The organism is Pseudomonas sp. E1BtOHC1 (genome assembly GCF_058744285.1).
In genome coordinates this window covers 429,482-454,235 of the sequence record NZ_CP196023.1, presented here as the reverse complement: position 1 = coordinate 454,235, position 24,754 = coordinate 429,482, and the positions used below count along the sequence as shown (strand labels likewise).

General features: G+C 61.9%; 24 protein-coding genes. 17 read left to right on the top strand and 7 right to left on the bottom strand.

Annotated features, from left to right (window positions below):
* Window positions 1-10 precede the first annotated feature (10 nt).
* Genes ACSSVC_RS02110 through ACSSVC_RS02100 form a run of 3 tightly spaced genes read left to right on the top strand, consistent with a single transcriptional unit; the run spans window position 11 to window position 2,957 of the window.
* Window positions 11-1,153 (top strand): ABC transporter ATP-binding protein, encoded by a 1,143-nt coding sequence (locus ACSSVC_RS02110; RefSeq protein ID WP_346633298.1) that lies wholly within the window; start codon window positions 11-13, stop codon window positions 1,151-1,153.
* A gap of 35 nt (window positions 1,154-1,188) precedes the next feature.
* Complete coding sequence (locus ACSSVC_RS02105; RefSeq protein ID WP_170001853.1) at window positions 1,189-2,070, top strand: ABC transporter permease subunit; 882 nt, start codon at window positions 1,189-1,191, stop codon at window positions 2,068-2,070.
* On the top strand, window positions 2,067-2,957 hold the full coding sequence (locus tag ACSSVC_RS02100) for an ABC transporter permease subunit (protein ID WP_346633297.1): 891 nt from the start codon (window positions 2,067-2,069) through the stop codon (window positions 2,955-2,957). The genes ACSSVC_RS02105 and ACSSVC_RS02100 overlap by 4 nt, the downstream gene beginning before the upstream one ends.
* A 184-nt stretch (window positions 2,958-3,141) precedes the next feature.
* Here the strand turns inward: ACSSVC_RS02100 and ACSSVC_RS02095 are convergent, their stop codons facing one another.
* Together ACSSVC_RS02095 and ACSSVC_RS02090 are read right to left on the bottom strand one after the other, a co-directional pair.
* Window positions 3,142-5,550 (bottom strand): penicillin acylase family protein, encoded by a 2,409-nt coding sequence (locus ACSSVC_RS02095; RefSeq protein WP_492611948.1) that lies wholly within the window; start codon window positions 5,548-5,550, stop codon window positions 3,142-3,144.
* A gap of 108 nt (window positions 5,551-5,658) precedes the next feature.
* Complete coding sequence (locus ACSSVC_RS02090; RefSeq protein ID WP_492611947.1) at window positions 5,659-6,237, bottom strand: DUF6436 domain-containing protein; 579 nt, start codon at window positions 6,235-6,237, stop codon at window positions 5,659-5,661.
* 112 nt (window positions 6,238-6,349) lie between these two features.
* On the opposite strand from ACSSVC_RS02090, the gene bipL reads away from it, so the two are divergent.
* Window positions 6,350-7,288 carry a phospholipase BipL gene (gene bipL / locus ACSSVC_RS02085; protein ID WP_404937866.1) on the top strand — a complete coding sequence of 313 codons (939 nt, stop codon included), beginning with the start codon at window positions 6,350-6,352 and terminating at the stop codon, window positions 7,286-7,288.
* 43 nt (window positions 7,289-7,331) lie between these two features.
* Here bipL and ACSSVC_RS02080 read toward each other — a convergent pair whose 3' ends face one another.
* Window positions 7,332-8,084 (bottom strand): DUF2059 domain-containing protein, encoded by a 753-nt coding sequence (locus ACSSVC_RS02080; protein WP_346633293.1) that lies wholly within the window; start codon window positions 8,082-8,084, stop codon window positions 7,332-7,334.
* Between the two features lie 162 nt (window positions 8,085-8,246).
* On the opposite strand from ACSSVC_RS02080, the gene ACSSVC_RS02075 reads away from it, so the two are divergent.
* Window positions 8,247-8,879: a 2OG-Fe(II) oxygenase gene (locus ACSSVC_RS02075; RefSeq protein WP_346633432.1), complete on the top strand. Its 633-nt coding sequence runs from the start codon at window positions 8,247-8,249 to the stop codon at window positions 8,877-8,879.
* A gap of 2 nt (window positions 8,880-8,881) precedes the next feature.
* Window positions 8,882-9,364, top strand: a complete 483-nt coding sequence (locus ACSSVC_RS02070; protein ID WP_346633292.1) for a 2-thiouracil desulfurase family protein — start codon at window positions 8,882-8,884, stop codon at window positions 9,362-9,364.
* 30 nt (window positions 9,365-9,394) lie between these two features.
* Here the strand turns inward: ACSSVC_RS02070 and ACSSVC_RS02065 are convergent, their stop codons facing one another.
* Entirely contained in the window at window positions 9,395-10,180 is a 786-nt protein-coding gene (locus tag ACSSVC_RS02065) for a transporter substrate-binding domain-containing protein (RefSeq protein WP_346633291.1), read from the bottom strand.
* Between the two features lie 132 nt (window positions 10,181-10,312).
* Here ACSSVC_RS02065 and ACSSVC_RS02060 point away from each other — a divergent pair, with 132 nt between their 5' ends.
* A complete protein-coding gene (locus tag ACSSVC_RS02060) occupies window positions 10,313-10,750 on the top strand; it encodes a DUF4399 domain-containing protein (RefSeq protein WP_346633290.1) in 438 nt (145 codons plus the stop codon).
* A gap of 60 nt (window positions 10,751-10,810) precedes the next feature.
* Here ACSSVC_RS02060 and serA read toward each other — a convergent pair whose 3' ends face one another.
* Window positions 10,811-12,040 carry a phosphoglycerate dehydrogenase gene (gene serA / locus ACSSVC_RS02055; RefSeq protein WP_011064084.1) on the bottom strand — a complete coding sequence of 410 codons (1,230 nt, stop codon included), beginning with the start codon at window positions 12,038-12,040 and terminating at the stop codon, window positions 10,811-10,813.
* A 204-nt stretch (window positions 12,041-12,244) separates the two neighbouring features.
* Here serA and ACSSVC_RS02050 point away from each other — a divergent pair, with 204 nt between their 5' ends.
* From ACSSVC_RS02050 to ACSSVC_RS02035, 4 genes are all read left to right on the top strand, one after another.
* Window positions 12,245-13,639: an FAD-binding oxidoreductase gene (locus ACSSVC_RS02050; protein WP_346633289.1), complete on the top strand. Its 1,395-nt coding sequence runs from the start codon at window positions 12,245-12,247 to the stop codon at window positions 13,637-13,639.
* Window positions 13,640-13,682: 43 nt separating this feature from the next.
* Window positions 13,683-14,348, top strand: coding sequence for a fumarylacetoacetate hydrolase family protein (locus ACSSVC_RS02045; protein ID WP_346633288.1), 666 nt, complete (start codon window positions 13,683-13,685; stop codon window positions 14,346-14,348).
* A 162-nt stretch (window positions 14,349-14,510) separates the two neighbouring features.
* Window positions 14,511-15,443, top strand: coding sequence for an SdiA-regulated domain-containing protein (locus tag ACSSVC_RS02040; RefSeq protein ID WP_283988105.1), 933 nt, complete (start codon window positions 14,511-14,513; stop codon window positions 15,441-15,443).
* A gap of 97 nt (window positions 15,444-15,540) precedes the next feature.
* Window positions 15,541-16,446 (top strand): SdiA-regulated domain-containing protein, encoded by a 906-nt coding sequence (locus ACSSVC_RS02035; protein ID WP_346633287.1) that lies wholly within the window; start codon window positions 15,541-15,543, stop codon window positions 16,444-16,446.
* Window positions 16,447-16,519: 73 nt separating this feature from the next.
* Here the strand turns inward: ACSSVC_RS02035 and rpiA are convergent, their stop codons facing one another.
* Window positions 16,520-17,191, bottom strand: coding sequence for a ribose-5-phosphate isomerase RpiA (gene rpiA / locus ACSSVC_RS02030; protein WP_346633286.1), 672 nt, complete (start codon window positions 17,189-17,191; stop codon window positions 16,520-16,522).
* A 190-nt stretch (window positions 17,192-17,381) separates the two neighbouring features.
* On the opposite strand from rpiA, the gene ilvA reads away from it, so the two are divergent.
* Genes ilvA through ACSSVC_RS02010 form a run of 4 tightly spaced genes read left to right on the top strand, consistent with a single transcriptional unit; the run spans window position 17,382 to window position 21,101 of the window.
* On the top strand, window positions 17,382-18,896 hold the full coding sequence (ilvA, locus tag ACSSVC_RS02025) for a threonine ammonia-lyase, biosynthetic (RefSeq protein ID WP_346633285.1): 1,515 nt from the start codon (window positions 17,382-17,384) through the stop codon (window positions 18,894-18,896).
* 40 nt (window positions 18,897-18,936) lie between these two features.
* On the top strand, window positions 18,937-19,365 hold the full coding sequence (locus ACSSVC_RS02020) for a DUF2269 family protein (protein ID WP_346633284.1): 429 nt from the start codon (window positions 18,937-18,939) through the stop codon (window positions 19,363-19,365).
* Window positions 19,366-19,380: 15 nt separating this feature from the next.
* Entirely contained in the window at window positions 19,381-20,637 is a 1,257-nt protein-coding gene (locus ACSSVC_RS02015) for an SDR family oxidoreductase (protein ID WP_492611946.1), read from the top strand.
* Window positions 20,634-21,101: a DUF2269 family protein gene (locus ACSSVC_RS02010; RefSeq protein WP_346633282.1), complete on the top strand. Its 468-nt coding sequence runs from the start codon at window positions 20,634-20,636 to the stop codon at window positions 21,099-21,101. The genes ACSSVC_RS02015 and ACSSVC_RS02010 overlap by 4 nt, the downstream gene beginning before the upstream one ends.
* A gap of 63 nt (window positions 21,102-21,164) precedes the next feature.
* On the opposite strand, the gene ACSSVC_RS02005 is transcribed toward ACSSVC_RS02010, so the two are convergent.
* Window positions 21,165-21,821, bottom strand: a complete 657-nt coding sequence (locus ACSSVC_RS02005; RefSeq protein ID WP_102862126.1) for a histidinol-phosphatase — start codon at window positions 21,819-21,821, stop codon at window positions 21,165-21,167.
* A gap of 144 nt (window positions 21,822-21,965) precedes the next feature.
* On the opposite strand from ACSSVC_RS02005, the gene ACSSVC_RS02000 reads away from it, so the two are divergent.
* Together ACSSVC_RS02000 and ptsP are read left to right on the top strand one after the other, a co-directional pair.
* Entirely contained in the window at window positions 21,966-22,445 is a 480-nt protein-coding gene (locus tag ACSSVC_RS02000; protein WP_011064073.1) for an RNA pyrophosphohydrolase, read from the top strand.
* A gap of 22 nt (window positions 22,446-22,467) precedes the next feature.
* Window positions 22,468-24,747, top strand: coding sequence for a phosphoenolpyruvate--protein phosphotransferase (gene ptsP / locus ACSSVC_RS01995; RefSeq protein WP_346633281.1), 2,280 nt, complete (start codon window positions 22,468-22,470; stop codon window positions 24,745-24,747).
* The last annotated feature ends 7 nt before the right edge of the window (window positions 24,748-24,754 follow it).

Genomic DNA, 24,754 nt, shown 5'->3' with positions numbered 1-24,754 from the left:
AGTTTCGCAAATGGCAGTTGCCTCCGGCGCCTATAAGAAAGCCCTCGAGGGCGACCAGACACCTAAGCAGGTGCTGGTCAAAATCGACCGGGTCACGAAGAAGTTCGACGAGACGGTTGCCGTGGACGATGTGTCCCTGGAAATCAAGAAAGGCGAGATCTTCGCTCTGCTCGGCGGCTCGGGTTCGGGCAAGTCCACCTTGTTGCGGATGCTGGCCGGTTTCGAACGGCCAACGGAGGGGCGAATCTTCCTCGATGGCGTGGACATCACCGACATGCCGCCCTACGAGCGGCCGATCAACATGATGTTCCAGTCATACGCCCTGTTCCCCCATATGACCGTGGCGCAGAACATTGCCTTCGGCCTCAAGCAGGACAAGATCCCTGCCGCCGAGATCGACGCCCGGGTGGCGGAGATGCTCAAGCTGGTGCAGATGAGCCAGTACGCCAAGCGCAAGCCGCACCAGCTGTCCGGCGGCCAGCGCCAGCGCGTGGCCCTGGCCCGCTCCCTGGCCAAGCGTCCCAAGCTGCTGCTGCTGGACGAACCCATGGGCGCCCTGGACAAGAAGCTGCGCTCGCAGATGCAGCTGGAGCTGGTGGAGATCATCGAGCGCGTAGGCGTGACCTGCGTCATGGTGACCCACGATCAGGAAGAGGCCATGACCATGGCCGAGCGTATCGCCATCATGCACCTGGGCTGGATTGCCCAGATCGGCAGCCCGATCGATATCTACGAGACCCCGGTCAGTCGCCTGGTGTGCGAGTTCATCGGCAACGTCAACATCTTCGAAGGTGAGGTGGTGGACGATGCCGAAGGTCACGCGCTGATCACCTGCAAGGACCTGGACCGCAATATCTATGTCGGCCACGGCATCAGCACCTCGGTCCAGGACAAGTCGGTGACCTACGCGATCCGTCCGGAAAAGCTCCTGGTCACCGCCGAGATGCCGACCTGCGAGTACAACTGGTCCAGCGGCAAGGTCCACGACATTGCCTACCTGGGCGGTCACTCGGTGTTCTACGTCGAGCTGCCGAGCGGCAAGCTGGTGCAGTCCTTCGTGGCCAACGCCGAGCGTCGTGGCGCGCGGCCGACCTGGGGTGATCAGGTCTACGTCTGGTGGGAAGACGACAGCGGCGTGGTACTGCGCTCATGAACATGCGAAAGCTCAAGCGCCGACTCGATCGAATTATTCCCGGTGGCCGTCAACTGGTCATCGGGGTTCCGTTCATCTGGCTGTTTCTGTTCTTCATGCTGCCGTTCTTCATTGTCCTGAAGATCAGCTTCGCCGAAGCGGACGTGGCCATTCCGCCCTACACCGAGATCTACAGCTACGTCGATCAGAAGCTGCAGGTGCTGCTCAACCTTGGCAACTACGCGATGCTGGGGGACGACGAGCTGTACATCGCCGCCTACCTCGGCTCGCTGAAGATGGCGTTCTTCAGCACCATCCTCTGCCTGCTGATCGGCTACCCGATGGCCTATGCCATCGCCAGCGCCCGTAAAGAGCTGCAGACCGTACTGGTGCTGCTGATCATGATGCCGACCTGGACTGCGATCCTGATCCGGGTCTATGCCTGGATGGGCATCCTCAGCAACAACGGCCTGCTCAATGGCTTCCTGATGTCGATGGGCTGGATCAACGAGCCGCTGCAGATCCTCAATACCAACATCGCGGTGTACATCGGCGTGGTCTACTCCTACCTGCCGTTCATGATCCTGCCGCTGTACGCGAACCTGGTGAAACACGACACCAGCCTGCTGGAGGCCGCGGCCGACCTGGGCTCGAGTACGTTCAACAGCTTCTGGAAAATCACTGTACCGCTGTCCAAGAACGGCATCATCGCCGGTTGCATGCTGGTGTTCATCCCGGTGGTGGGCGAGTTCGTGATTCCGGAACTGCTGGGCGGCCCGGAAACCCTGATGATCGGTAAAGTGCTCTGGCAAGAGTTCTTCAACAACCGTGACTGGCCGGTGGCATCCGCCCTGGCAGTGGTGATGCTGGCGATCCTGATTGTGCCGATCATTCTGTTCAACCGCAGTCAGGCCAAAGAAATGGAGGGCAAGGAATGAAGCGCTTCAGTTTCTCGAGCATGATGCTGGTGCTGGGCCTGTTGTTCATCTATCTGCCGATGCTGATCCTGGTGATCTACTCGTTCAACGCCTCGAAACTGGTGACGGTATGGGGCGGCTGGTCGATCAACTGGTATATCGGCCTGCTGGATAACACCCAGCTCATGGGGTCGGTCTTACGTTCCCTGGAGATCGCCTGCTACACCGCCGTTGCCGCGGTGGCCCTGGGCACCTTGGCGGCGTTCGTCCTGACCCGGATCACTCACTTCAAGGGACGCACGCTGTTCGGTGGCCTGGTCACCGCGCCGCTGGTGATGCCTGAAGTGATCACCGGCCTGTCGCTGTTGCTGCTGTTCGTAGCCATGGCCCAAGCCGTCGGCTGGCCTCAGGAACGCGGGATCGTCACCATCTGGATCGCCCACACCACGTTCTGCGCCGCCTATGTGGCGGTGGTGGTGTCGGCTCGCCTGCGCGAGCTGGACCTGTCCATCGAAGAGGCGGCCATGGACCTGGGCGCGCGGCCGTGGAAGGTGTTCTTCCTGATCACCATCCCGATGATCGCGCCGTCCCTGGCAGCGGGGGGCATGATGTCCTTCGCCCTGTCCCTGGATGACCTGGTACTGGCGAGCTTCGTCTCTGGCCCGGGGTCCACCACCTTGCCGATGGAAGTGTTCTCGGCGGTGCGCCTGGGGGTCAAACCGGAGATCAACGCTGTGGCCAGCCTGATCCTGCTGGCGGTGTCCCTGGTGACCTTCCTGGTCTGGTTCTTCAGCCGTCGCGCCGAAGAAGCCCGCAAGCGTGCGATCCAGCAAGCCATCGAAGAGAGTGCTGCCGACTCCTGGAAGCAGCCGGACGTACGTCGGGCTCAGGCGCCGGAAGCTGCCTGACCCCAGGCTCGCGCTACCTTAGGTACGCAACAAAAAAACCTCGCCCCGGTAACCGGGAGCGAGGTTTTTTATTGCCCCACGCCGACTCCCGCCGTAGGAGCCGGCTTGCCGGCGAAGGCGACCCTGAGATACATGCCGGGCTTGCGGGCCTCTTCGCTGGCAAGCCAGCTCCTACAATAGGCGCTCAGGGGCGGCGGGCCGGCAGCAGCTTCAGGGTACTGCGGGTGTTGGCGCTGACTTCTTCGTCGCTGAAGTGCGCCTGTTGGTAGACCCCTTCGATGTAGGCCTCGGCCTGGTCGTCGTAGTGCTTGTCGAACAGCACACCGCTCTGGCCCACGGGGTTGATGGTCAGGCTGTGGGCCGGGTCGGCGAAGTCGATGATGCGCCGGGTCGAGGGGCCATACACCACGGACCAGGGCGCCGGGCCGATCTTGGCGGTGAGGTTGTTCGGCACTTCATGGCTGCCCGGGGCATCCAGGGGGCCGACGTTGAATACCCGGTCCAGGGGCTTCTGCATCCCTAGCGGATGAGCGTGGGTCAGGGTATGGGCGGTGCCCCAGCGCCATTGCGCGGGGTTGGCGCCCAGGGTGCGCTTGAGGTGGTCGATGCTGGCGCGCCAGGCCACCTTGACCGTGTCGGCTCGGCTTTCACGCTGGGGCGTCGTGCGGTTGTCCCACCAGGGGGAGTCGGGATCGGCCGCCAGCCGGGGCAGGGCGGCATCCACCACCCGGGCTTGGATCAAGGCGTCGAAGTAGGCGTCGCCGAGCTTTTCATGAAAGGTGGCGTCGGCCAGGTCGAACAGGAACTGGTTGAACAGGGTGGCATTGGTGGAGTCCAGGGGGTAGTCGCCCTGCCACTTTGCCAGTTGCTCCAGCAGTTTCAGTTCTTCGGGATCGCTGACCACTTCCCGCAGCACTGGCAGCAAGGGAGCCAGCAGACGCGGGCCGTAGGCGGTGGTGGTGCCCAATTGCAGTTTCTGGGTGTTTTCCAGGTCCCATTTCACGCTTTTGTCACTGAGCTGACGGTCCAGTTGCTGGCCCCGGTCGGCGAGGTTGTAGTAGCCGGGGATCTCCATGCCGGTCGGGGAGACGGGCTGGAAGTTGGCGGAGACGATATAGCCCCGGGCCGGGTTCTCTTCCTGTGGGTTGGCGCTGAAGGGGTAGAAGCCCTCCTTGTCAGCCATGGCGTTGCTGCCATCGAGAATGAACGCCGGTTTGGCCCCGGCCGGACGCTTGGGCAGCAGCGCCGCTGCCCACCAGCCGATATCACCCTTGGCGTTGGCCCAGACAATGTTCAGTCCGGGGGCGTGGACTTTGGCGGAGGCCGCGCGAACCTTGGCCAGGGTATCGGCGCGGTTGAGCTGGTAGAAACCATCGAGGATCGGGTTGGGGGTTTCCAGAAACCCCCACCACATGGCTATGGGGGCCTTGCCCACGGTGGTGCCGAGCATGTCGTTGATGATCGGGCCGTGGGGCGACTGGCGCAGGGTCAAGGTCACCGGCGCCTGGCCCTTGACCGCAATCTGTTGCTCGCTGCTGATCAGGTCGACCCATTTGTCATGGAACCAGACCTGGTTGGGATTCTCCGGGTTGACCTTCTCGGCGATCAGGTCGAGATCGTCGTTCTGGAACATGGTCAGGCTCCAGCCGAAATCCAGGTTGTGACCCAGGAAGGCGAAGGGCACCAGGGCCTGGTGATGGCCGTAGAGTTCGAAACCCGGAGCCGAAAGTTGCGCCTCGTACCACACCGACGGCAGGGAGTAGCGGATGTGTGGGTCGCCGGCCAGCAGTGGGCGTCCGCTCTTGGTCCGAGCGCCGGCCACGGCCCAGGCGTTGCTGCCTTCGAATTGCGGCAGTCCGGCCTCGCTCAGGGCTTGCAGGCTCAGGAGGGCGATCTGCCCCAGGTCCTGCCAGTCGACAGCGGCCAGTGGCAGGGACGGTTGCGGCTTGCCCTTGGCCAGCACGCCCTTGGGCTGCCAGTCGAGGTCGAAGACTTTCAGGTAATCGTTGCCCAACTGGTCGCGGATATAGGTCAGCAGCGGTTCGGTACGAAAGGCCATGGCGAAGCTGTAGGCCATGAAGCCGGCAACGCTGACGGTGTCTTCTGCCGTGAATGGCCGCTTGTGGATGCCCAGGACATCGAACTCCATGGGGCTGGCGTGACTGTCCTGATACTGGTTAATGCCGTCCAGATAGGCTTCCAGGGCCTTCCACGCGGGAGACTGACGGTCGAGCCCGGCCACATAGCTGTCGGCGCGCTCGCGGATGCGCAGGCTGCGGAACAGTTTGTCGGTGTCCAGCAGCTTGGGCCCCAGAACCTCTGCCAGTTCGCCCCGGGACAGGCGCCGCAGGACTTCCATCTGGAACAGCCGGTCCTGGGCGTGGACGTAACCCAGGGCGCGATACAGGTCGGCTTCGTTTTCCGCGCGGATATGGGGCACGCCGCGCTCGTCGTAACGCACAGTGACCGAGCCCTGCAGGCCGCGGACTTCCACCTGGCCCTGACGCGTCGGCTGCTTGCTGTAGAGATAGCCGACGACACCCGCCAGCAGGGCGAGGATCAGGACGGCAACGACGGTCAGGCTGCGTTTCATGCGGGCTCCTTGCTGTTGTTTTCAGTGCCGCCTTGGAAGAGCTGCAGAGATTTAGCACAAGTCATGGGCATCGCGCAGGAGGCAGTCCTTGAATAGGCGCGAATGCCTTTAATTGGCAGTGGCTGGCCAGGGACAGTAGCAGCCTACCGCCAGGGTGTGGGTGGCATTGATCTGGCGATGGTTCTCCAGCGCCTGGAGGATGGGCTCGATAAAGCTGTTGCTGGAGTTGCAGGTCAGGCCTTCGCTGTAGGGCCCGAAGTAGGCCAGCTTGCCGTTGCGATCCCAGATCGCCACCGCCGGACTGGCGGGAATCTGTTCGGCACCGGGCAGGCTGTCGAGGGTCTTCAGGCGGCCCAGGGTGGCAGGCAGTTGGCCGTGGCTGCCGGGCTTCTGCACGGAATAGAACTCCACGCCCCGCGGGCCATAGGCTTCGATCAGCTCGGCCAGGTGCTGCTGGTTGCCGACGTTGCAGGGGCAGGCCGGGTCCCAGAAGTGCACCAGGCGGATGGCGCCAGGGCCGGCCAGCTCGGCGGGCAGTTGCAGTGGGTCGCCGGAGAACACCGCCGTGTGTTCACTGAAGGCCCGCAGATAGCGTCCCTGGAACCAGTCGTAGGCGCACCACAGCACCACGGCGCAGATCAGGACGAGCAAGCTGGCAATCAGGGGCGTGCGGTAAGACTGGCGCATTAAGATCGGTCCTCGAAGGTCGCGTAGCTTGCCATGCTTGCCGCGACAGATGAATATCGCAGGCCTAGAAAGCCTGTTTTGTCCTCGGTACCCCCCCGTTTTGGAAAACTCCATGTCCGTGACCTTCGACCCCGACCACCTGCGCGCCAGTCTGCAACCCCTGGTGGCTGGGCAGCCCTTGTCGGTGGAGGCTCAGGCCTATCAGCGCTTCTATGGGCTGGACTTCGCCGGGCGTGCGCTGGTGCCACGCAGTCGCCTGGGGCGCTTTCACGTGGAGGGCTACGAGGTGGTCACGCAGGTGTGGTGGCCGGAACAGCCACAGGCAACGCTGTTTCTGTTCCACGGCTTCTACGACCACATGGGCTTGTACCGGCACGTGATCGAGTGGGCCCTGCAGCGCCGCTTCGTGGTGATTTCCTGTGACCTGCCCGGGCATGGCCTGTCCAGTGGCGAGCGCGCCAGCATCAATGATTTCGCGGTGTATCAACGGGTACTGCAAGGCCTGTTCGCCCAGGCGCGGTCCCTGGACTTGCCCCAGCCCTGGCACTTGTTCGGGCAAAGCACCGGTGGCGCGATCATCATGGATCACCTGCTCAACCAGGGCGCCGAGAGCCCGGCCCAGGGGCAAGTGGTGCTCCTGTCACCCTTGGTGCGACCTCGTGCCTGGGGTTGGTCGATGCTCAGCTATTACCTGCTGCGGCCATTTGTCAGTGGCATTGCCCGGCGCTTCAGCGAGAACTCCAACGATGCGGATTTTCTCGCCTTCCTTCAGGCCGACCCGTTGCAGCCACAACGTTTGCCCACTGCCTGGGTCGGCGCGCTGGCACGTTGGATCAAGCAGTTGGAAGCAGCTCCGCGCAGTTCAAGGCAGCCGCTGATCGTCCAGGGGCAGGCGGACATGACGGTGGATTGGGAGCACAACCTGCAAGTGATTCGCGGCAAGTTCACCGCACCTGAGGTCTTGATGCTGCCGGAGGCGCGGCATCACCTGGCGAATGAAATTCCCTTGTACCGCGATCAGTACTTCGCCTTTCTTACCCAGCACCTTTGATCCGCGTGCCCGGCCGCGCCGCCGTGCAGCCTGAGCCCAGGGGTCAGGGCGTGAGGCTGGAGGTGCTCTGGCCGACCGCCAGGCCGGCGCGAATCGCTGCCAGGGCTGCCTGGTAATAGGCCTTGCCCTCACTGGATTCGGCGAAGGTCGCGAATTCTTCCAGCTCGGTGTCGGACAGGTCCCGATAAACGTACAGCAGGGTGTTGTTCAGGTCGTTGCCGATCTGCTGCATCAATCGCTGGCGCTGACCGTTGAGCATGCCCTGGGCCTGCCCCCCTCCCAGCAGGCCGGGAATCATCTGGCTCAGGCTGTCTGCGGCGACTCCGGCGATCGCCAGGCTGACTTCCGCGCCGGCTTCCTTGGCCGGTAGCGCCTGGGCCAGGTGGCCGATGATCAATTGGCGGTTATCACTGACCTGCATCTTCGGCAGGCCCTGGGCATTCTTGGCCAACTGGTCGCGACGGGTGGCCAGCAATTCGGCGGCGACGATCTTGCGGCCCAGGGGCGACTGGAAGAAGGCCAGGGCGGGAGCGGGATTGGCGAGATGCTGGCGCAGTTGCTCTTCGGCGCGACGGTCCACGGCCTGGGGCGCGAAGCGCTGGTTGCTGTTGTCCACCAGGGCCTGGTAGACCGCTGGCGGCAAGCTGTTCTGGTAGCGCTGCTGGGCGGCGCTCAGGGCATCGTTGAAATGCGCGCGCTGTTCCGGCCAACCGGCGACCTTGTACAACTGGTCGTGGCTGTCTGCCCAGGCAGGCAAGGCGCAGAACATCAACAGTGAGAAAAGCAAACGGCGCATAAGGACTCCTGTCAGCAGGCGACTATTCTCCGGGGCAAGGCGATGGTTGTCGAGAATTCGTATCAGGATCGCCCGCTAAAGTAATGAGTGGAAAGTGCATTGGAAAAAAATGCGTAATCCTCCGCTCTGTGGCTCTGTCAGATTTATCTGATGCTGGATACTATGCGCGCCATGCAAATACCCTCTGATCATCCGCTGTTGTTGCGTATCGTCGACGACCTGGCCGCCTGTGGCTGGTCGCAGCAGAATGTTTTCCTGTCCGAGGGTCTGACCCTCGAACTGGCGGCTGAGTGCCGTAAACGTGCGATAGAAGGTGAGCTGGCGCCTGCGGCGGTAGGACGTGGCCCGGCTCAGGAAATACGCGAGGGTATTCGCGGCGACCATATCCAGTGGCTCGAGCCCGGCCAGGCCGAGGCTGTCGATACCTATCTGGGGTTGATGGACAGCCTGCGCGAGGCCCTCAATCGAGGCTTGTTTCTCGGGCTTGAGGACTTCGAATGCCACTTCGCAATGTACCCGCCGGGGGCATTTTACAAGCGCCACGTGGACCGCTTTCGCGATGATGATCGGCGCATGGTCTCGGCGGTGATCTACCTCAATGAGCAGTGGCTGCCCGATCACGGCGGGCAATTGCGCATGTACCTCAATGACCAGGGGCAATACGATGTGGTCCCTGTCGGGGGGCGGCTGGTGGTGTTTCTTTCCGGTGAAGTCCCCCATGAAGTCCTGCCCGCGACGCGGGATCGCCTGTCCCTGACCGGCTGGTTCCGGCGTCGTGGTAACGAGCCGTTCTGAATATGCACAAGATCCTGGTCAGCCGCTGCCTGTTGGGCCACCGCGTGCGCTACGACGGCGGTGCCAGCGGCCCGTTCGATCAACTGGCCGCCTGGCTGCAAGAGGGGCGGGTGGTTGCGCTGTGCCCGGAGGTGGCCGGCGGCTTGCCGACGCCACGGGCGGCGGCGGAGATTCCTGGTGGGCAAGGCGTCGATGTGCTTGAGGGCCGGGCACCGGTGATGACCACGGAAGGCGAAGATGTCAGCGCCGAATTCCTCTCTGGTGCTCGGCAGGCCCTGGAGTTGGTGGAAAAGCACGGGATCCGCATCGCCGTGCTCAAGGCCAACAGCCCGTCCTGCGGCAATGTGCTCACCTATGACGGCACCTTCAGCGGCATCAAGGTTCAGGGCGAGGGCGTGACTGCGGCGCTATTGCAGCGCCATGGCGTGCAAGTCTTCAGTGAGCTGCAGTTGCCCGAGGCTACTGCTGCCCTGGCCGCCCTGTAGCCGCAGCTTGCGGCGGCTATCGGGCAAGGATTACTGCCCGGCTTCAGCCTTGGGCGGTTTGCTCGCATCCATGCCGAACCACTTCTCCGACAGGGCCATCAGTCGCCCATCTGCCTTGATCCGCTGCAGGGCGCTGTCCAGGCTCGCCTGGAACGCCGGGTTGCCTTTCTGGAAGGGAATCGCCAGGCTCAGGGTCGGGCCCACCTTGGCTCCTTCCTTTACCGGCAGGCGACTGTCGCGAATGGCGTAGGGAATCAGCAGGCGGTCGCTGATGGCCGCGTCGATCTGTTTGTCCGCCACATCCTTGATCGGTTGCTGGGCATCGGCATAGCTGCGCAGGTTGATGCCTTCCACGGTCCGTGCCTGATCAACGAACTGGCTGCCCTGAGCCACGCCCAGCGCTTGCCCACGCAGGGCCTGGAGGGAAAACAGCGGGCGTTGTTCTTCCTTGCGCACGATCAACTGGGCACTGGAATAGCTGTAGGGCTCGCTGAAGTCGAAACGATCCTTGAGTTCCGGGGTCACTGCTATGTGGTTGATGGCCACGTCGAACTTGCCGCTCTCCACACCTGGCAGCAACTCGGCCGCCGCAGTCACCACGAAGTCCGCGCGCACGTCCAGTTCACTGGCCAGCAACTGCCCCAACTCCACCTCGAAACCGGTGAGTTTGCCGTCATCCTTGAAGTTGAAGGGCGGCGTATCGGCTTCCAGGGCGATGCGCAGTTCCCCGCGGTCATTGATGTCGTCCATCAGTTCGGCTTGAGCGTAAGTGCTCACAAGGGGCAGCAAAAGTAACAGGCCAGGCAGGAAACGCATGGTCACTCCTTGAATTTATATGAGCGATGCGCCGTTCAGGCTCGCTTTGCTAAGGTGTTGAGTGCCTTCGACAACGAATCGCCACGAAGTTGTCATAACCGTAAAAGATTTGCGGAAAAACTGGAGAAGATAATGAAAATTTTTATGTCGCGTGCTGCATTGGCCGGTCTGTTGCTGGGAGCTTCGATGCTGGCCGGCGCAGCGGAAATTCCTCGTACTGAGGCACCAGCGGGCGCCAAGGTGTTTATCGTTTCCCCGGCCGATGGGGCCACCGTCGACAAGACCTTCAAGGTCAAGTTCGGCGTTGAAGGCATCGCCCTGGCCCCTGCCGGCGACCAGACCGCCAACACCGGCCACCATCACCTGCTGATCGATGTCGAGCAACTGCCAGCGGAAAACCTGCCAATCCCGATGGATGCCAATCACCTGCATTTCGGCAAGGCGCAGACCGAAACCGAAGTGACCCTGACTCCGGGCAAGCACACCCTGCAGTTGGAGCTGGGTGACAAGAACCACGTGCCGTTCAACCCGGCAATCGTCTCCAAGAAGATCACAGTGACAGTGAAATAATCGTAAACGCGATAAAAAAGGGAGCCCAGAGGGCTCCCTTTTTTGTGCCGCCAAGACTTCTTAGAACAACACGCGGCAACGGATGGTGCCGTTGATGTGCTGCAGCTTCTCTTGCGCCAGGTCCGAGTACTCGGCGTCGACGTCGATCACCACGTAGCCGACCTTTTCGTTGGTCTGCAGGAACTGACCGGAGATGTTGATACCGTTTTCGGCGAAGACCTTGTTGATCTCGCTCATCACGCCCGGGATGTTCTCGTGGATGTGCAGCAGGCGGTGCTTGCCAGGGTGGGCAGGCAGCGCCACTTCCGGGAAGTTGACCGAGGAGACCGAAGTACCGTTGTCGCTGTACTTGACCAGCTTCTCTGCCACTTCCAGGCCGATGTTGGCTTGGGCTTCAGCGGTGGAGCCGCCGATGTGCGGAGTCAGGATCACGTTGTCCAGGCCGCGCAGCGGGCTTTCGAACTCTTCGTCGTTGGAGCGCGGTTCAACCGGGAACACGTCGATGGCTGCGCCGATCAGGTGCTTGTCCTTGATGGCATCCGCCAGGGCGTCCAGCTCGACCACGGTGCCACGTGCGGCGTTGATCAGGATGCCGCCTTTCTTGATGGCACGGATTTCCTTTTCGCCGATCATCCACTGAGTGGCCGCAGTTTCCGGCACGTGCAGGGTGACGATGTCGGACATGCCCAGCAGCTCGTGCAGGTTGCCCACCTGAGTGGCGTTGCCCAGTGGCAGCTTGGTCACGGTGTCATAGAAGAACACCTGCATGCCCAGACCTTCGGCCAGGACCGACAGCTGAGTACCAATGGAGCCGTAACCGACGATACCCAGCTTCTTGCCGCGGATTTCGAAGGAGTTGGCTGCGCTCTTGATCCAGCCGCCACGGTGGCAGGAAGCGTTTTTCTCAGGGATGCCACGCAGCAGCAGGATGGCCTCGGCCAGTACCAGCTCGGCGACCGAACGGGTGTTGGAGTAAGGCGCGTTGAACACCGCGATGCCGCGCTCGCGAGCGGCGGACAGGTCAACCTGGTTGGTGCCGATGCAGAAGCAACCCACTGCGACCAATTTCTTCGCGTGGTCGAAGATCTCTTCGGTCAGTTGAGTGCGGGAGCGAATACCGATGAAGTGTGCATCGGCGATCTTTTCCTTGAGCTGGGCTTCCGGCAGAGAACCGGTGAGGTACTCGATGCTGGTGTAGCCGGCGGCCTTGAGGACGTCGACAGCGGATTGGTGGACGCCTTCGAGGAGAAGGAACTTGATCTTGCTCTTATCGAGAGAAGTCTTGCTCATCTGCGTAAACCTGTGTCCCGGAGAAAAATGGCAGGGAAATGGACAGCTTGAGCTGACCTGGACGGCATGAAACCGCCACCGCAGAAAGGCCCTTGGGCACTCTCCTGCGGGGGCGGTATGCTAGCATACGCGCCCCGCTAAACACTCATTCCTGCGACGTGAAGCGTTCTCAGGATGACCATGAATTGTTCGAGAGTTCTGTCGATGACCAATCCTGCCCTGATTGATGAGCTGAAGACCCTGGTTGAGCCTGGCAAGGTGCTGACCGACGCTGACTCCCTGAATGCTTACGGCAAGGATTGGACCAAGCATTTCGCCCCGGCCCCCACGGCCATCGTTTTCCCCAAGACCACCGAGCAGGTCCAGGCCATCGTGCGCTGGGCCAATCAGCACAAGGTTGCGCTGGTGCCTTCGGGCGGGCGGACCGGGCTCTCGGCCGCTGCCGTGGCAGCCAACGGCGAAGTGGTGGTGTCCTTCGACTATATGAACCAGATTCTCGACCTGAACCTGACTGACCGCACTGCGGTGTGCCAGCCGGGGGTGGTCACCGAGCAACTGCAGAACCTGGCGGAAGAAAACGGTCTCTACTATCCAGTGGATTTTGCCTCTGCCGGCTCCAGTCAGATTGGCGGCAATATCGGCACAAATGCCGGCGGGATCAAGGTGATTCGCTACGGCATGACCCGCAACTGGGTGGCCGGCATGAAGGTGGTCACCGGCAAGGGCGACCTGCTGGAGTTGAACAAGGATCTGATCAAGAACGCTACCGGCTACGACCTGCGCCAGTTGTTCATCGGCGCGGAAGGCACTCTGGGCTTCGTGGTCGAGGCCACCATGCGCCTGGACCGGGCGCCGAAGAACCTCACCGCCATGGTGCTCGGCACCGCCGACTTCGACTCGATCATGCCGGTGCTGCACGCTTTCCAGAGCAAGCTCGACCTGACCGCCTTCGAATTCTTCTCCGACAAGGCCCTGGCCAAGGTCCTGGCCCGTGGTGATGTGCCGGCTCCATTCGAGTCCGACTGCCCGTTTTACGCCCTGCTGGAATTTGAGGCCACCACTGAAGAAGTGGCCAACCACGCCCTGGAAACCTTCGAGCATTGTGTCGAACAGGGTTGGGTGCTGGACGGGGTGATGAGCCAGAGCGAAACCCAGCTGCAGAACCTGTGGAAGTTGCGGGAATACATTTCCGAGACCATCTCCCACTGGACTCCGTACAAGAACGATATCTCGGTCACCGTTTCGAAAGTGCCGGCTTTCCTCAAGGAAATCGACGCCATCGTCGGCAAACACTACCCGGACTTCGAAATTGTCTGGTTCGGTCACATTGGCGACGGCAACCTGCACCTGAACATTCTCAAGCCGGACAACCTGAGCAAGGACGAGTTCTTCGCCAAGTGCGCCACGGTCAACAAGTGGGTGTTCGAAACCGTCGAGAAGTACAACGGTTCGATCTCCGCCGAGCATGGCGTGGGCATGACCAAGCGTGATTACCTGACCTACAGCCGCTCGCCGGTTGAGATCGAGTACATGAAGGCGGTCAAGGCAGTATTCGATCCGAACGGCATCATGAACCCGGGCAAGATCTTCGCTGCTTGAATGCAAGCAGCGCCCTGATGAAGCACAAGAGCAGGAGTCGGTAATGAGCTATCAGCACCAGTATGTCGACGGTACCCGGATTCATTTCCCTCTGGGCAAGGTGGTATGCATCGGTCGTAACTACGCCGAGCATGCCAAGGAGCTGGACAACCCGGTTCCCACTGAGCCCCTGCTGTTTATCAAACCCGGCAGTTGCGTGGTGCCGCTGGAAGGTGGTTTTGCCATTCCCACCGAGCGCGGCTCGGTGCACTACGAGGCGGAAATTGCCGTGCTGATCGGCAAGCCGCTGTCTACCAATCCCAGCCGCGAAGAAGTGCTGGACGCCATCTCAGGCTTCGCCCCGGCACTGGACTTGACCCTGCGGGACAAGCAGGCCGAGCTCAAGGCCAAGGGTCTGCCTTGGGAAATCGCCAAGTCGTTCGATGGTGCGGCGGTCATCGCGCCATTCGTGGTGGGCAGCAGTTTTGCCGACCTGAGCGATATCGGCATTCGCCTGACCATCAATGGTGAGGTGCGCCAGGACGGCAACAGCCGCGATATGCTCAATCCCATAGTGCCGATGATCCAGTACATGGCCGGCTGCTTTTCCCTGCAGGCCGGCGATGTGATTCTCACCGGTACCCCGGTTGGCGTCGGGCCGCTGAATGTCGGTGATGAGCTGGTGCTGGAACTGCCGGGCGTCAGTCGCTTCACCAGCAGCGTCCGTTGATCGGGAACTTTCTGCGAGGGCCCGGGAATCCGGGGCGCCTCGTAGAAAGCTCATGGCCTTTAACCGTTTTTTCACATTCGTTCCGGATAATTCCTAAGTTTATGGTTCGCCGATCTGAAAACTGCGTGCTATTAACTATGGCCGACCTCTGGAACTCTTGTGATGGACGCCGCTCCTCTGACTAAGCCTCTTGGCAATCGTCTGTCGCGTATTCGCCTGCGCATGCGCTGGTATTCCTGGCTGCTGCTGGCGGGGGTGATCTGCTATGGCGTTGCCAGCCTCATGCATTGGGACGACCGGGGAGCGCTCTGGGTGCAGGAGCGGTTTGTCAGTTCTTCCGAGCGCAGCGCCAGCATCTGGCTGCCCGGTTATCGCGTGGTCATCGATGCCAAGGCGCTGCCTGGCATGGAGCGTGATGAAGCCTCCGATCTTTCCTACAACCCACAGACCAAGACCCTGTTCTCAGTGATGGGCAAGCATCCGTTCCTGGCGGAACTGACCCTGCAAGGCGACGTTCTGCGCAAGATCCCCCTAGTGGGCTGGAGCAACCCGGAAGGGGTGGCCGTTCTGGAGAACGGGCTGCTGGCGATTGTCGACGAGCGCGAACATTCGCTGGTGATCGTCAAGGTCGATGCGGATACCAAAGAGCTGAATATCGCGGCTTTCCCCAAATACGACCTGGGCCCTTCGGAAGACCAGAACAAGGCTTTCGAAGCCATCGCCTGGAACCCGCGCAAGCAGCAGCTGCTGTTGGGAGAGGAGCGTCCACCGGCACTGTTCACCTGGAACAGCGATGGCAGTCAGGTGCTCACGGGCAGCAAGCAGAAGCTCTCCAGCGACGAACTCGACCTGCGCAACCTCTCGGCCTTGGGCATCGATCCGCGTACCGGTCATACCCTGGTGCTGTCCGCCGACTCCCATCTGCTGCTGGAGTTGGACGAGCAGGGTGAGCAAGTCAGCTTCATGGCCCTGCTCGGCGGCTTCAACGGCCTGCAGAACACCATTCCCCGGGCCGAAGGCGTGGCCATGGATGAGGCCGGCAACCTGTATATGGTCAGTGAGCCCAATCTGTTCTATCGCTTCGAGAAGCAATGATCTGCTGGTCCGGCGCCTTTGCCGGACCGTCGATTAAGCTTGAATTCAGACGGCTGTGATATTTCATCAGCCTGTCCTGATTTCGAGTTCGCCCGCAATGTTTCGTCTGACCCGCTTGCAACCTCTCTACCTGATCCTCTGCCTGATGGCCGTGCTGCTTGCCGCATTTGCCCATAACCATCGGTTGTGGCAGCGCGCCTGGTTCGATTGGCAATCCTACTGGCAAGTGACGACCCCCCATTCCCTGGGCCTGGGTGACTATCGAGTGGTGCTGGAGGCGCAGCCTATTGAGGGGCTGGATGAGGTTTCGGCGCTGACCTACGATCCGCTGCGCAACAGCCTGTTCACCGTGACCAACAAGAATTCCGAGCTGGTCGAGCTGTCCCTGGACGGGCAGGTCCTGCGGCGTATTGCTCTGCTGGGCTTTGGTGATCCGGAGGCAGTGGAGTTCATCAGCGCCAATACCTACGTGATCAGCGATGAGCGGCAGCACCGGTTGATCAAGATTCAGCTGGACGATGAAACCACCGTGGTGGATGCGGCAGAGGCGGAGCAGATCACGCTCGGCGTGCACCTTTCGGGGAACAAGGGCTTTGAGGGCCTGGCTTACGATTCACAAGGCCAGCGTTTGTTCGTCGCCAAGGAGCGCGACCCGATGCTGATCTATGAGGTGCAGGGCTTTCCCCATCACGATCCGGAAAAGTCCTACGGGGTGCATGTACTTAACAACCCCAAACGGGATGCCGGGCTTTTTGTCCGCGACCTCTCCAGCCTGCAATACGATGAGCGCAGCGGTCATCTGCTGGCCTTGTCGGACGAGTCGCGTCTGGTGGTTGAGCTGGACGTCGAAGGGCGCCCGCTGAGCACCCTGGCATTGGGCAAGGGCCGCCAAGGCCTGAGCAAGGCCGTGCCTCAGGCCGAAGGGATGGCGATGGATGACGACGGCACCCTGTATCTGGTGAGCGAACCGAACCTGTTCTACGTCTTCAAGAAACCGATGTAGGAGCTGGCTGGCCAGCGAAGAGGCTTGCAAAACCGCCTTCGCCCGTCCGCCGGCTCCTTCCCGCAGGGCTGGCTCAGGCCTTGAGGGTTTTTACCCCTTCGGCTGTACCCAGCAGCAGTACATCCGCAGGGCGCGCGGCGAACAGGCCATTGGTGACCACGCCGACAATCCCGTTGATCTGGCTTTCCAGCTCCACCGGGTTGGTGATCTGCATGTTGTGCACGTCGAGGATGATGTTGCCGTTATCGGTGATCACCCCTTCGCGGTACACCGGGTCGCCGCCCAGTTTCACCAGTTCGCGGGCTACGTGACTGCGGGCCATCGGGATCACTTCAACAGGCAGTGGGAAGTTGCCCAGGACCGGTACCAGCTTGCTGGCGTCGGCGATGCAGATAAAGGTCTTGGCCACGGCGGCCACGATCTTTTCCCGGGTCAGGGCTGCGCCGCCACCCTTGATCAGGTTCAGGTGCTCATCGCTCTCGTCGGCACCGTCGATGTAGAACTCCAGGTCGCTGACGGTATTGAGTTCGTACACGGGAATCCCGTGGCCCTTGAGGCGTGCGGCGGTGGCTTCGGAGCTGGCTACGGCGCCGTCGAAGGCGCCCTTGTGCAGGGCCAGGGCATCGATGAAGCAGTTGGCGGTGGAGCCGGTACCGACCCCGACGATGCTCTTGTCATCGAGTTTCGGGAGGATAAGGTCGACGGCGGCCTGGGCGACTGCCTGTTTGAGTTGATCCTGGGTCATGCGGGCTCCGAAGCGGGCAAGGGGGGCACAAAGGCCGGCATTATAGGCGCCGCGGCAGATCAGGTCATTGCCCGTTTGGCTTCTCGGCTCGTTCGGGGCGCGGCTAAAACCTCTGTATTCGTGTGGTCGTGCAGACAAACGCTGGGTTAGACTCCCTGGCCCTGCCCAACCCGCTCAGTGATGCTTTCCGATGCTCGAACAGTACGTCAAGAAGATCCTCACCTCGCGCGTTTATGACGTTGCCGTAGAAACCCCATTGCAGACTGCCCGCCAGCTCTCCGAGCGGCTGGGCAATCAGATCTGGCTCAAGCGTGAAGACTTGCAGCCGGTGTTCTCGTTCAAGATTCGTGGCGCCTACAACAAGCTGACCCAGCTCAGCGATGCCGAGCGCGCGCGCGGCGTGGTCACCGCGTCGGCGGGCAACCATGCCCAAGGCCTGGCCCTGGCGGCCAAGGTGCTGGGGGTCAAGGCCACCATCGTGATGCCCAAGACCACGCCGGAGATCAAGGTCGAAGGCGTGCGTTCCCGTGGCGGCAAGGTGGTGCTGCATGGCGACTCTTTCCCCGAAGCACTGGCCTATTCGCTGAAGCTGGTGGATGAAAAAGGCTACGTCTATATCCATCCTTACGACGATCCCCACACCATTGCCGGGCAGGGCACTGTGGCCATGGAGATCCTGCGTCAGCACCCGGGGCCGCTGGACGCGATTTTCGTGCCGGTGGGCGGTGGCGGGCTGATCGCCGGTATTGCCGCTTACGTGAAGTACCTGCGTCCTGAGATCAAGGTGATCGGTGTCGAGCCGGACGACTCCAACTGCCTGCAAGTGGCCATGGCTGCGGGTGAGCGGGTCGTGCTGCCGACGGTGGGCATCTTCGCCGACGGTGTGGCGGTGGCGCAGATCGGTCAGTACACCTTCGACATCTGCAAGGACTATGTGGATGAAGTGATTACCGTCAGCACCGACGAAATCTGTGCGGCAATCAAGGACATCTACGACGATACCCGCTCGATCACCGAACCTGCCGGCGCTTTGGGCGTGGCGGGGATCAAGAAGTACGTCGAGCAGCGCGGTATCACCGGGCAGACCCTGGTGGCCATCGATTCCGGGGCCAACGTCAATTTCGACCGCTTGCGCCACGTCGCCGAGCGCGCCGAGCTGGGCGAGGGCCGTGAAGCCATCATCGCCGTGACCATTCCCGAGAAACCGGGCAGCTTCAAGGCGTTCTGCGAAGCGGTGGGCAAGCGTCAGATCACCGAATTCAACTACCGGTACAACACCGGCAGCGAAGCCCACATCTTTGTCGGCGTTCAGACTCACCCGGAAAACGATCCGCGCAGTGCTCTGGTCGCCAGCCTGACCGATCAGGGTTTCCCGGTGATCGACCTGACCGACAACGAACTGGCCAAACTGCATATCCGTTACATGGTCGGTGGCCATGCGGAGAAGGTCAGCGACGAAGTGGTGCTGCGCTTCGAATTCCCGGAGCGTCCGGGGGCGCTGTTCAACTTCCTCAACAAGCTGGGCGGGCGCTGGAACATCTCCATGTTCCATTACCGTAACCATGGCGCGGCCGATGGCCGAGTGGTCGCCGGCCTGCAAGTACCGGCCGATGAGCGTCATCTGGTGCCGGCGGCCCTGGAGCAGATCGGCTATCCGTACTGGGATGAAAGCGATAACCCGGCTTATCAGCTGTTCCTCGGCTGAACGACTACGCTGAGGATCGGAGCCTTAAGGAAGCGAGAACATGGAAATACTGACCACGCTGAAGACGCTTCATGTGCTGGCTACCGTGCTGCTCTTGGGCAGTGCACTGGGCCTGGCGATCTGGGTCTGGCGCCTGCGCCGCCAAGGTGATGCGACGGTCTACAGCCGCGTGCTGCACCGTCCGGGGTTGTTCGGCTGGTTGCTGCTGGCGGTGGGCTTGCTGACCCTGCCATTCAGCGGCTGGTGGCTGGTGCATCTGGTGGGTTGGCCGCTGGGGCAGACCTGGGTTCTGGGCTCCAGTGTGCTCTACACCCTGGGGGCTCTGGCCTGGCTATGGCTGATGGTGCGCCTCAACCGTCTGCGTCAGGCCAAGGCCGCCAGTGGCCTGACCTTCACCCTGGTGCTGGCGATCTTCAGTGCGGTGTGTTTCGTCACCATTGCCGGTCTCATGGGCGCCAAGCCGGTCTAACCCTTAAGGATTGCCATGAAGGTTCTTCTGGTGGGGGCTACAGGGTTTGTCGGCCGTCATCTGCTGGCGGCGTTGCACGCCGCCGGCCATCAACTCATTGCCACCAGTCGCCATCGGCAAACCCGGAGTCTGCCTGGCGTGCAATGGCGGCAACTGGACCTCGATCGCCTGGGGCTTGAGCCGCAGCCTTTTGACTTGCCTGCTGATACCGACCTGTTGATCAATGCTGCCGGGCTGTTGAGCAATGATGCCCAGGCACTGACTCTGACTCAGGACCTGGGGACCCGTGCGCTGTTCGATCTGGCGGCAGCCCGGGGTGTACGGGTGTTGCAGATTTCCGCCTTGGGCGCCGGCCAGCAGCCGCAAGTGCCGTTTCTGGCGAGCAAGGCGGCTGCGGATGATTACCTGCTGCGCCTGGGTATTCCGGCCGTGGTGTTGCGGCCATCCCTGGTGCTTGGCGCGGGTGGCGCCAGCAGTGGCTGGCTGGCCCGGCTGTCGCCCTGGCCGCTGATTCCATTGTTGTCCGCCAAGGCCCGAATGCAGCCCCTGCATGTGGATGACCTGAGTGCTGCCGTGCTTGCGTTGATCGGGCAATGGCCTGCGCAGTCCATGGTGCTGCCGCTGGTTGGCCCTGAACGGATGACCATGGCGCAGTTGCTGGATCGTCTGCGTGCGGCCCAGGGCTGGGCCCCTGCGCGCTATTTCCAGTTGCCCTCAGTCGTCCTGGCGCTGGTCGCAAGGGTGGGGGAGCGCCTGGGCTGGCGGGCCCTGAACCGGCAGAGCCTGAGCATGGCCCGTTGCGACAACCTGGGGGACCCTGAAGTACTGGCGTCGGTCTGCGGTTATCACGCCGCGCCCCTGGCAGCCCGGCTGCAAGACTGGCCACAGGCCGCACAGAGCACTCAGTTGGCGCTGCGACCGCTAATGCTGGCGGTAATGGTGCTGATCTGGCTGGGTACTGCGGTGGTGTGTATCGGCCCTGGCTACGACTGGGGCTTGCGGATCATGGCCGAGGCCGGGGTGCAGGGCGCCTGGGCGGCATTGGCGGTGATCGTGGGATCGTTCTGCGACGCGGTGCTGGGTGTCGGTCTGCTGCTGCGGCGTTGGCGCCGGCGGGCTTTGCAGGCGCAGCTCGCACTGATGCTCGGCTATACCCTGATCATCAGTCTGATCCTGCCGCATTTCTGGTTTGACCCTTATGCCGCCGTGGCCAAGAACCTGGTGCTGATGGTGGCGACCCTATGGCTGTTGTGGACTGAACCCCGTCGATGAGCGCTTATCTGCTGTTGAAAACCCTGCATATCCTGTCCTCGACCGTTCTTTTCGGTCTCGGCGCGGGTTCGGCCTATTACGCACTGCGGGCCTGGCGCAGCGGCAAGCTGGAAGTGATTGCTGTGACATTCAAGCACTTGGTGTTCGCCGATTGGGCCTTTACTGCAACTACGGCGGTCTTCCAGCCATTGAGTGGGCTGGGATTGGTGCATCTGGCGGGTTGGCCGATCCAGCAAGCCTGGCTGATGTGGAGCCTGGGGCTCTATGTGTTGGCGGGCGTGTGCTGGTTGCCGGTGGTCTGGCTGCAGATCCGGGTGCACAAGATGGCTGAGCAGGCGCTGCGGGACGGCGTGCCGATGCCCTTGCGGGCAAACCTTTACATGCGCTGGTGGTTCGCCTTGGGCTGGCCGGCGTTTCTGGCCTTTATGGCGATTTTCTATTTGATGGTGGCCAAGCCGGTTTAGGAGCCTTCGCCGGCAAGCCGGCTCCTACGACCGCTTGTGCAGGAGCCGGTTGCCGCGAAGCGCTCAATCTCGCAGGCTGATCACCTGCCAGCCGCGTTTCAGAGCCTCGGCCCGCAGGTTTGGATCAGGGTCGACGGCCACTGGGGTGGCCACTTGCTCGAGCAGCGGCAGATCGTTCATCGAGTCGCTGTAGAAGTAGCTGCCTTCCAGGTCATGACCGGTTTCTTCCAGCCAGCGCTGCAGGCGGATGACCTTGCCTTCACGGAAGCACGGTACGTCGGTGCTGCGTCCGGTGTAGCGGCCGTCCTGCATTTCGCATTCAGTGGCGATCAGGTGTTCCACCCCCAGGCGCTCGGCGATCGGCGCCGTGATGAAGCGGTTGGTGGCGGTGATGATCACCAGCTTGTCGCCGGCCTCGCGGTGCTGGGCCAGCAGGGCCTGGGCCTTGGGCAGCAGGATGGGCTCGATGCAGTCGCGCATGTAGTCGCGATGCCATTGTTCGAGCACGGCCATCTCGGTGCGGCCGAGGATTTCCAGGCAGAAGTTCAGGTAGGCGGCGTTGTCGAGTTTGCCGGCCAGGTAGTCCTGGTAGAACTCGTCGTTGCGGGTCTTGTAGGCGACGGCGTCGAGGAAGCCCCGCTCGCACAGGTAGTCGCCCCAGGCGTGGTCGCTGTCGCCGCCCAGAAGCGTGTTGTCCAAGTCGAATAAAGCCAGGCGCATTGCAGTTACTCGCTGAAAAGTCGCGGAAAAAGGTGCCCAGAATACGGTCTTTTCACAAGAGTGCACATAAGGTAAGCAGCCTCGTTGCTGCATTCCCAAGCTTTGTGGAACAATGCGGCGACATGCGTTTGCGAGGTTGTAGCCGTGATCGACCCCGATGGTTTCCGCCCCAATGTCGGGATCATTCTGACCAATGATGCCGGACAGGTGCTATGGGCTCGCCGTATCAATCAAGATGCCTGGCAGTTTCCTCAAGGGGGCATCAACCCCGACGAGACGCCGGAAGACGCCTTGTATCGCGAGTTGAACGAAGAAGTAGGGCTGGAGCGCGAAGATGTGCAAATTCTCGCCTGCACCCGGGGCTGGTTGCGCTATCGTTTGCCGCAGCGTCTGGTCCGGACCCACAGCCAGCCGCTGTGCATCGGCCAGAAACAGAAATGGTTTCTCCTGCGCCTGATCTCCAACGAGCAGCGGGTGCGGATGGATTTGACCGGTAAACCGGAATTCGATGGCTGGCGCTGGGTCAGTTATTGGTATCCGTTGGGCCAGGTGGTGACATTCAAGCGCGAAGTGTATCGCCGCGCTCTCAAAGAGCTTGCCCCGCGCCTTTTAGTGCGCGACTGACGACGGAGTTCGACCCCGAGCCATGCTCAATACGCTGCGCAAGATCGTCCAGGAAGTTAACTCCGCCAAGGATCTCAAGGCGGCGTTGGGGATTATTGTATTGCGCGTCAAAGAGGCCATGGGCAGCCAGGTCTGCTCGGTCTATCTGCTGGACCCGGAAACCAACCGTTTCGTGCTGATGGCCACCGAGGGCTTGAATAAGCGCTCCATCGGCAAGGTCAGCATGGCTCCCAACGAAGGCCTGGTCGGTCTGGTGGGCACTCGGGAAGAACCTCTCAACCTGGAAAACGCTGCCGATCACCCGCGTTATCGCTATTTCGCCGAAACCGGTGAGGAGCGTTACGCCTCGTTCCTCGGCGCCCCGATCATTCACCATCGGCGCGTAGTGGGTGTTCTGGTCATCCAGCAGAAAGAGCGCCGCCAGTTCGACGAGGGCGAAGAAGCCTTCCTGGTGACCATGAGCGCGCAACTGGCCGGGGTGATCGCCCATGCCGAGGCCACCGGTTCGATCCGCGGCCTGGGGCGCCAGGGCAAGGGCATTCAGGAGGCCAAGTTCATTGGCGTGCCGGGCTCCCCCGGTGCCGCGGTAGGCAGCGCGGTGGTGATGTTGCCGCCGGCCGACCTGGACGTGGTGCCGGACAAATACATCACCGACATCGACGCCGAGTTGGGGCTGTTCAAGACCGCCCTGGAAGGGGTGCGCGCCGATATGCGGGCGTTGTCGGAAAAACTCGCGACCCAACTGCGCCCGGAAGAGCGCGCGCTGTTCGACGTCTACCTGATGATGCTCGACGACGCCTCCCTGGGCAGCGAAGTGAAGACCGTGATCAAGACCGGGCAATGGGCCCAGGGTGCGTTGCGCCAAGTGGTCACCGATCACGTCAACCGTTTCGAGTTGATGGACGACGCCTACCTGCGCGAGCGTGCCTCGGACGTCAAGGACCTGGGGCGACGGCTCCTGGCCTATCTGCAGGAAGAGCGCCAGCAGACCCTGGTCTACCCCGACAACACCATCCTGGTCAGTGAAGAACTGACCCCGGCCATGCTCGGCGAAGTGCCGGAAGGCAAGCTGGTGGGGCTGGTGTCGGTGCTGGGGTCGGGCAACTCCCACGTGGCCATCCTGGCCCGGGCCATGGGCATTCCCACGGTGATGGGCCTTGTCGACCTGCCGTACTCCAAGGTCGACGGCATCCAGATGATCGTCGACGGCTACCACGGTGAGGTCTACACCAACCCCAGTGACGTGCTGCGCAAGCAGTTCGCCGATGTGGTGGAAGAAGAGCGACAACTGGCCCAGGGCCTGGACGCGTTACGCGACCTGCCTTGCATCACCCCTGATGGCCACCGCATGCCGCTGTGGGTCAACACCGGCCTGCTGGCCGATGTGGCCCGGGCGCAGAAGCGCGGTGCCGAGGGCGTAGGCCTGTATCGCACCGAAGTGCCGTTCATGATCAACCAGCGCTTCCCCAGCGAGAAAGAACAGCTGGCGATCTATCGCGAGCAACTGGCGGCCTTCCATCCGCAGCCGGTGACCATGCGCAGCCTGGACATTGGCGGTGACAAGTCGCTGTCGTATTTCCCGATCAAGGAAGACAACCCCTTCCTTGGTTGGCGCGGCATCCGCGTGACCCTCGACCACCCGGAAATCTTCCTGGTGCAGGCCCGGGCGATGCTCAAGGCCAGCGAGGGCCTGAACAACCTGCGCATTCTGCTGCCGATGATTTCCGGTATCCATGAACTGGAAGAAGCCCTGCACCTGATCCACCGTGCCTGGGGTGAAGTCCGCGATGAAGGCACCGATGTGCCCATGCCTCCGGTGGGGGTGATGATCGAGATTCCGGCGGCGGTCTATCAGACCCGGGAACTGGCGCGCCAGGTGGACTTCCTCTCGGTGGGTTCCAACGACCTGACTCAGTACCTGCTGGCGGTGGACCGCAACAACCCGCGGGTCGCCGACCTCTACGACTACCTGCATCCGGCTGTGCTGCAAGCGCTGCAGAACGTGGTGCGTGACGCCCATGCCGAAGGCAAGCCGGTGAGCATCTGTGGCGAAATGGCCGGTGACCCGGCGGCTGCGGTGCTGCTGATGGCCATGGGTTTCGACAGCCTGTCGATGAACGCCACCAACTTGCCGAAAGTGAAGTGGATGCTGCGTCAGATCAACCTGAGCAAGGCCAAGGAACTGCTGGACGAGATGATGACCATCGACAACCCGCAAGTCATCCACAGCTCGCTGCAATTGGCGCTGAAGAAGCTCGGTCTGGCGCGGATGATCAATCCGGCTTCGAGCAAGACCCTGTAATCGAGGT

Excerpts from the sequence above, each read along its gene's own strand:
- ACSSVC_RS02075 (WP_346633432.1), top strand. The coding sequence starts at position 8,247 with ATGCGCGCCATGCAAATACCCTCTGATCATCCGCTGTTGTTGCGTATC.
- ACSSVC_RS02110 (WP_346633298.1), top strand. The coding sequence starts at position 11 with ATGGCAGTTGCCTCCGGCGCCTATAAGAAAGCCCTCGAGGGCGACCAG.
- ACSSVC_RS02095 (WP_492611948.1), bottom strand. The coding sequence starts at position 5,550 with ATGAAACGCAGCCTGACCGTCGTTGCCGTCCTGATCCTCGCCCTGCTG.
- ACSSVC_RS02005 (WP_102862126.1), bottom strand. The coding sequence starts at position 21,821 with ATGCGCCTGGCTTTATTCGACTTGGACAACACGCTTCTGGGCGGCGAC.
- ACSSVC_RS02100 (WP_346633297.1), top strand. The coding sequence starts at position 2,067 with ATGAAGCGCTTCAGTTTCTCGAGCATGATGCTGGTGCTGGGCCTGTTG.
- ACSSVC_RS02035 (WP_346633287.1), top strand. The coding sequence starts at position 15,541 with ATGTTTCGTCTGACCCGCTTGCAACCTCTCTACCTGATCCTCTGCCTG.
- ACSSVC_RS02020 (WP_346633284.1), top strand. The coding sequence starts at position 18,937 with ATGGAAATACTGACCACGCTGAAGACGCTTCATGTGCTGGCTACCGTG.
- ACSSVC_RS02040 (WP_283988105.1), top strand. The coding sequence starts at position 14,511 with ATGGACGCCGCTCCTCTGACTAAGCCTCTTGGCAATCGTCTGTCGCGT.
- ptsP (WP_346633281.1), top strand. The coding sequence starts at position 22,468 with ATGCTCAATACGCTGCGCAAGATCGTCCAGGAAGTTAACTCCGCCAAG.
- ACSSVC_RS02060 (WP_346633290.1), top strand. The coding sequence starts at position 10,313 with ATGAAAATTTTTATGTCGCGTGCTGCATTGGCCGGTCTGTTGCTGGGA.
- ACSSVC_RS02010 (WP_346633282.1), top strand. The coding sequence starts at position 20,634 with ATGAGCGCTTATCTGCTGTTGAAAACCCTGCATATCCTGTCCTCGACC.
- ACSSVC_RS02015 (WP_492611946.1), top strand. The coding sequence starts at position 19,381 with ATGAAGGTTCTTCTGGTGGGGGCTACAGGGTTTGTCGGCCGTCATCTG.
- serA (WP_011064084.1), bottom strand. The coding sequence starts at position 12,040 with ATGAGCAAGACTTCTCTCGATAAGAGCAAGATCAAGTTCCTTCTCCTC.
- ACSSVC_RS02080 (WP_346633293.1), bottom strand. The coding sequence starts at position 8,084 with ATGCGCCGTTTGCTTTTCTCACTGTTGATGTTCTGCGCCTTGCCTGCC.
- rpiA (WP_346633286.1), bottom strand. The coding sequence starts at position 17,191 with ATGACCCAGGATCAACTCAAACAGGCAGTCGCCCAGGCCGCCGTCGAC.
- ACSSVC_RS02065 (WP_346633291.1), bottom strand. The coding sequence starts at position 10,180 with ATGCGTTTCCTGCCTGGCCTGTTACTTTTGCTGCCCCTTGTGAGCACT.
- bipL (WP_404937866.1), top strand. The coding sequence starts at position 6,350 with ATGTCCGTGACCTTCGACCCCGACCACCTGCGCGCCAGTCTGCAACCC.
- ACSSVC_RS02070 (WP_346633292.1), top strand. The coding sequence starts at position 8,882 with ATGCACAAGATCCTGGTCAGCCGCTGCCTGTTGGGCCACCGCGTGCGC.
- ACSSVC_RS02090 (WP_492611947.1), bottom strand. The coding sequence starts at position 6,237 with ATGCGCCAGTCTTACCGCACGCCCCTGATTGCCAGCTTGCTCGTCCTG.
- ilvA (WP_346633285.1), top strand. The coding sequence starts at position 17,382 with ATGCTCGAACAGTACGTCAAGAAGATCCTCACCTCGCGCGTTTATGAC.
- ACSSVC_RS02045 (WP_346633288.1), top strand. The coding sequence starts at position 13,683 with ATGAGCTATCAGCACCAGTATGTCGACGGTACCCGGATTCATTTCCCT.
- ACSSVC_RS02050 (WP_346633289.1), top strand. The coding sequence starts at position 12,245 with ATGACCAATCCTGCCCTGATTGATGAGCTGAAGACCCTGGTTGAGCCT.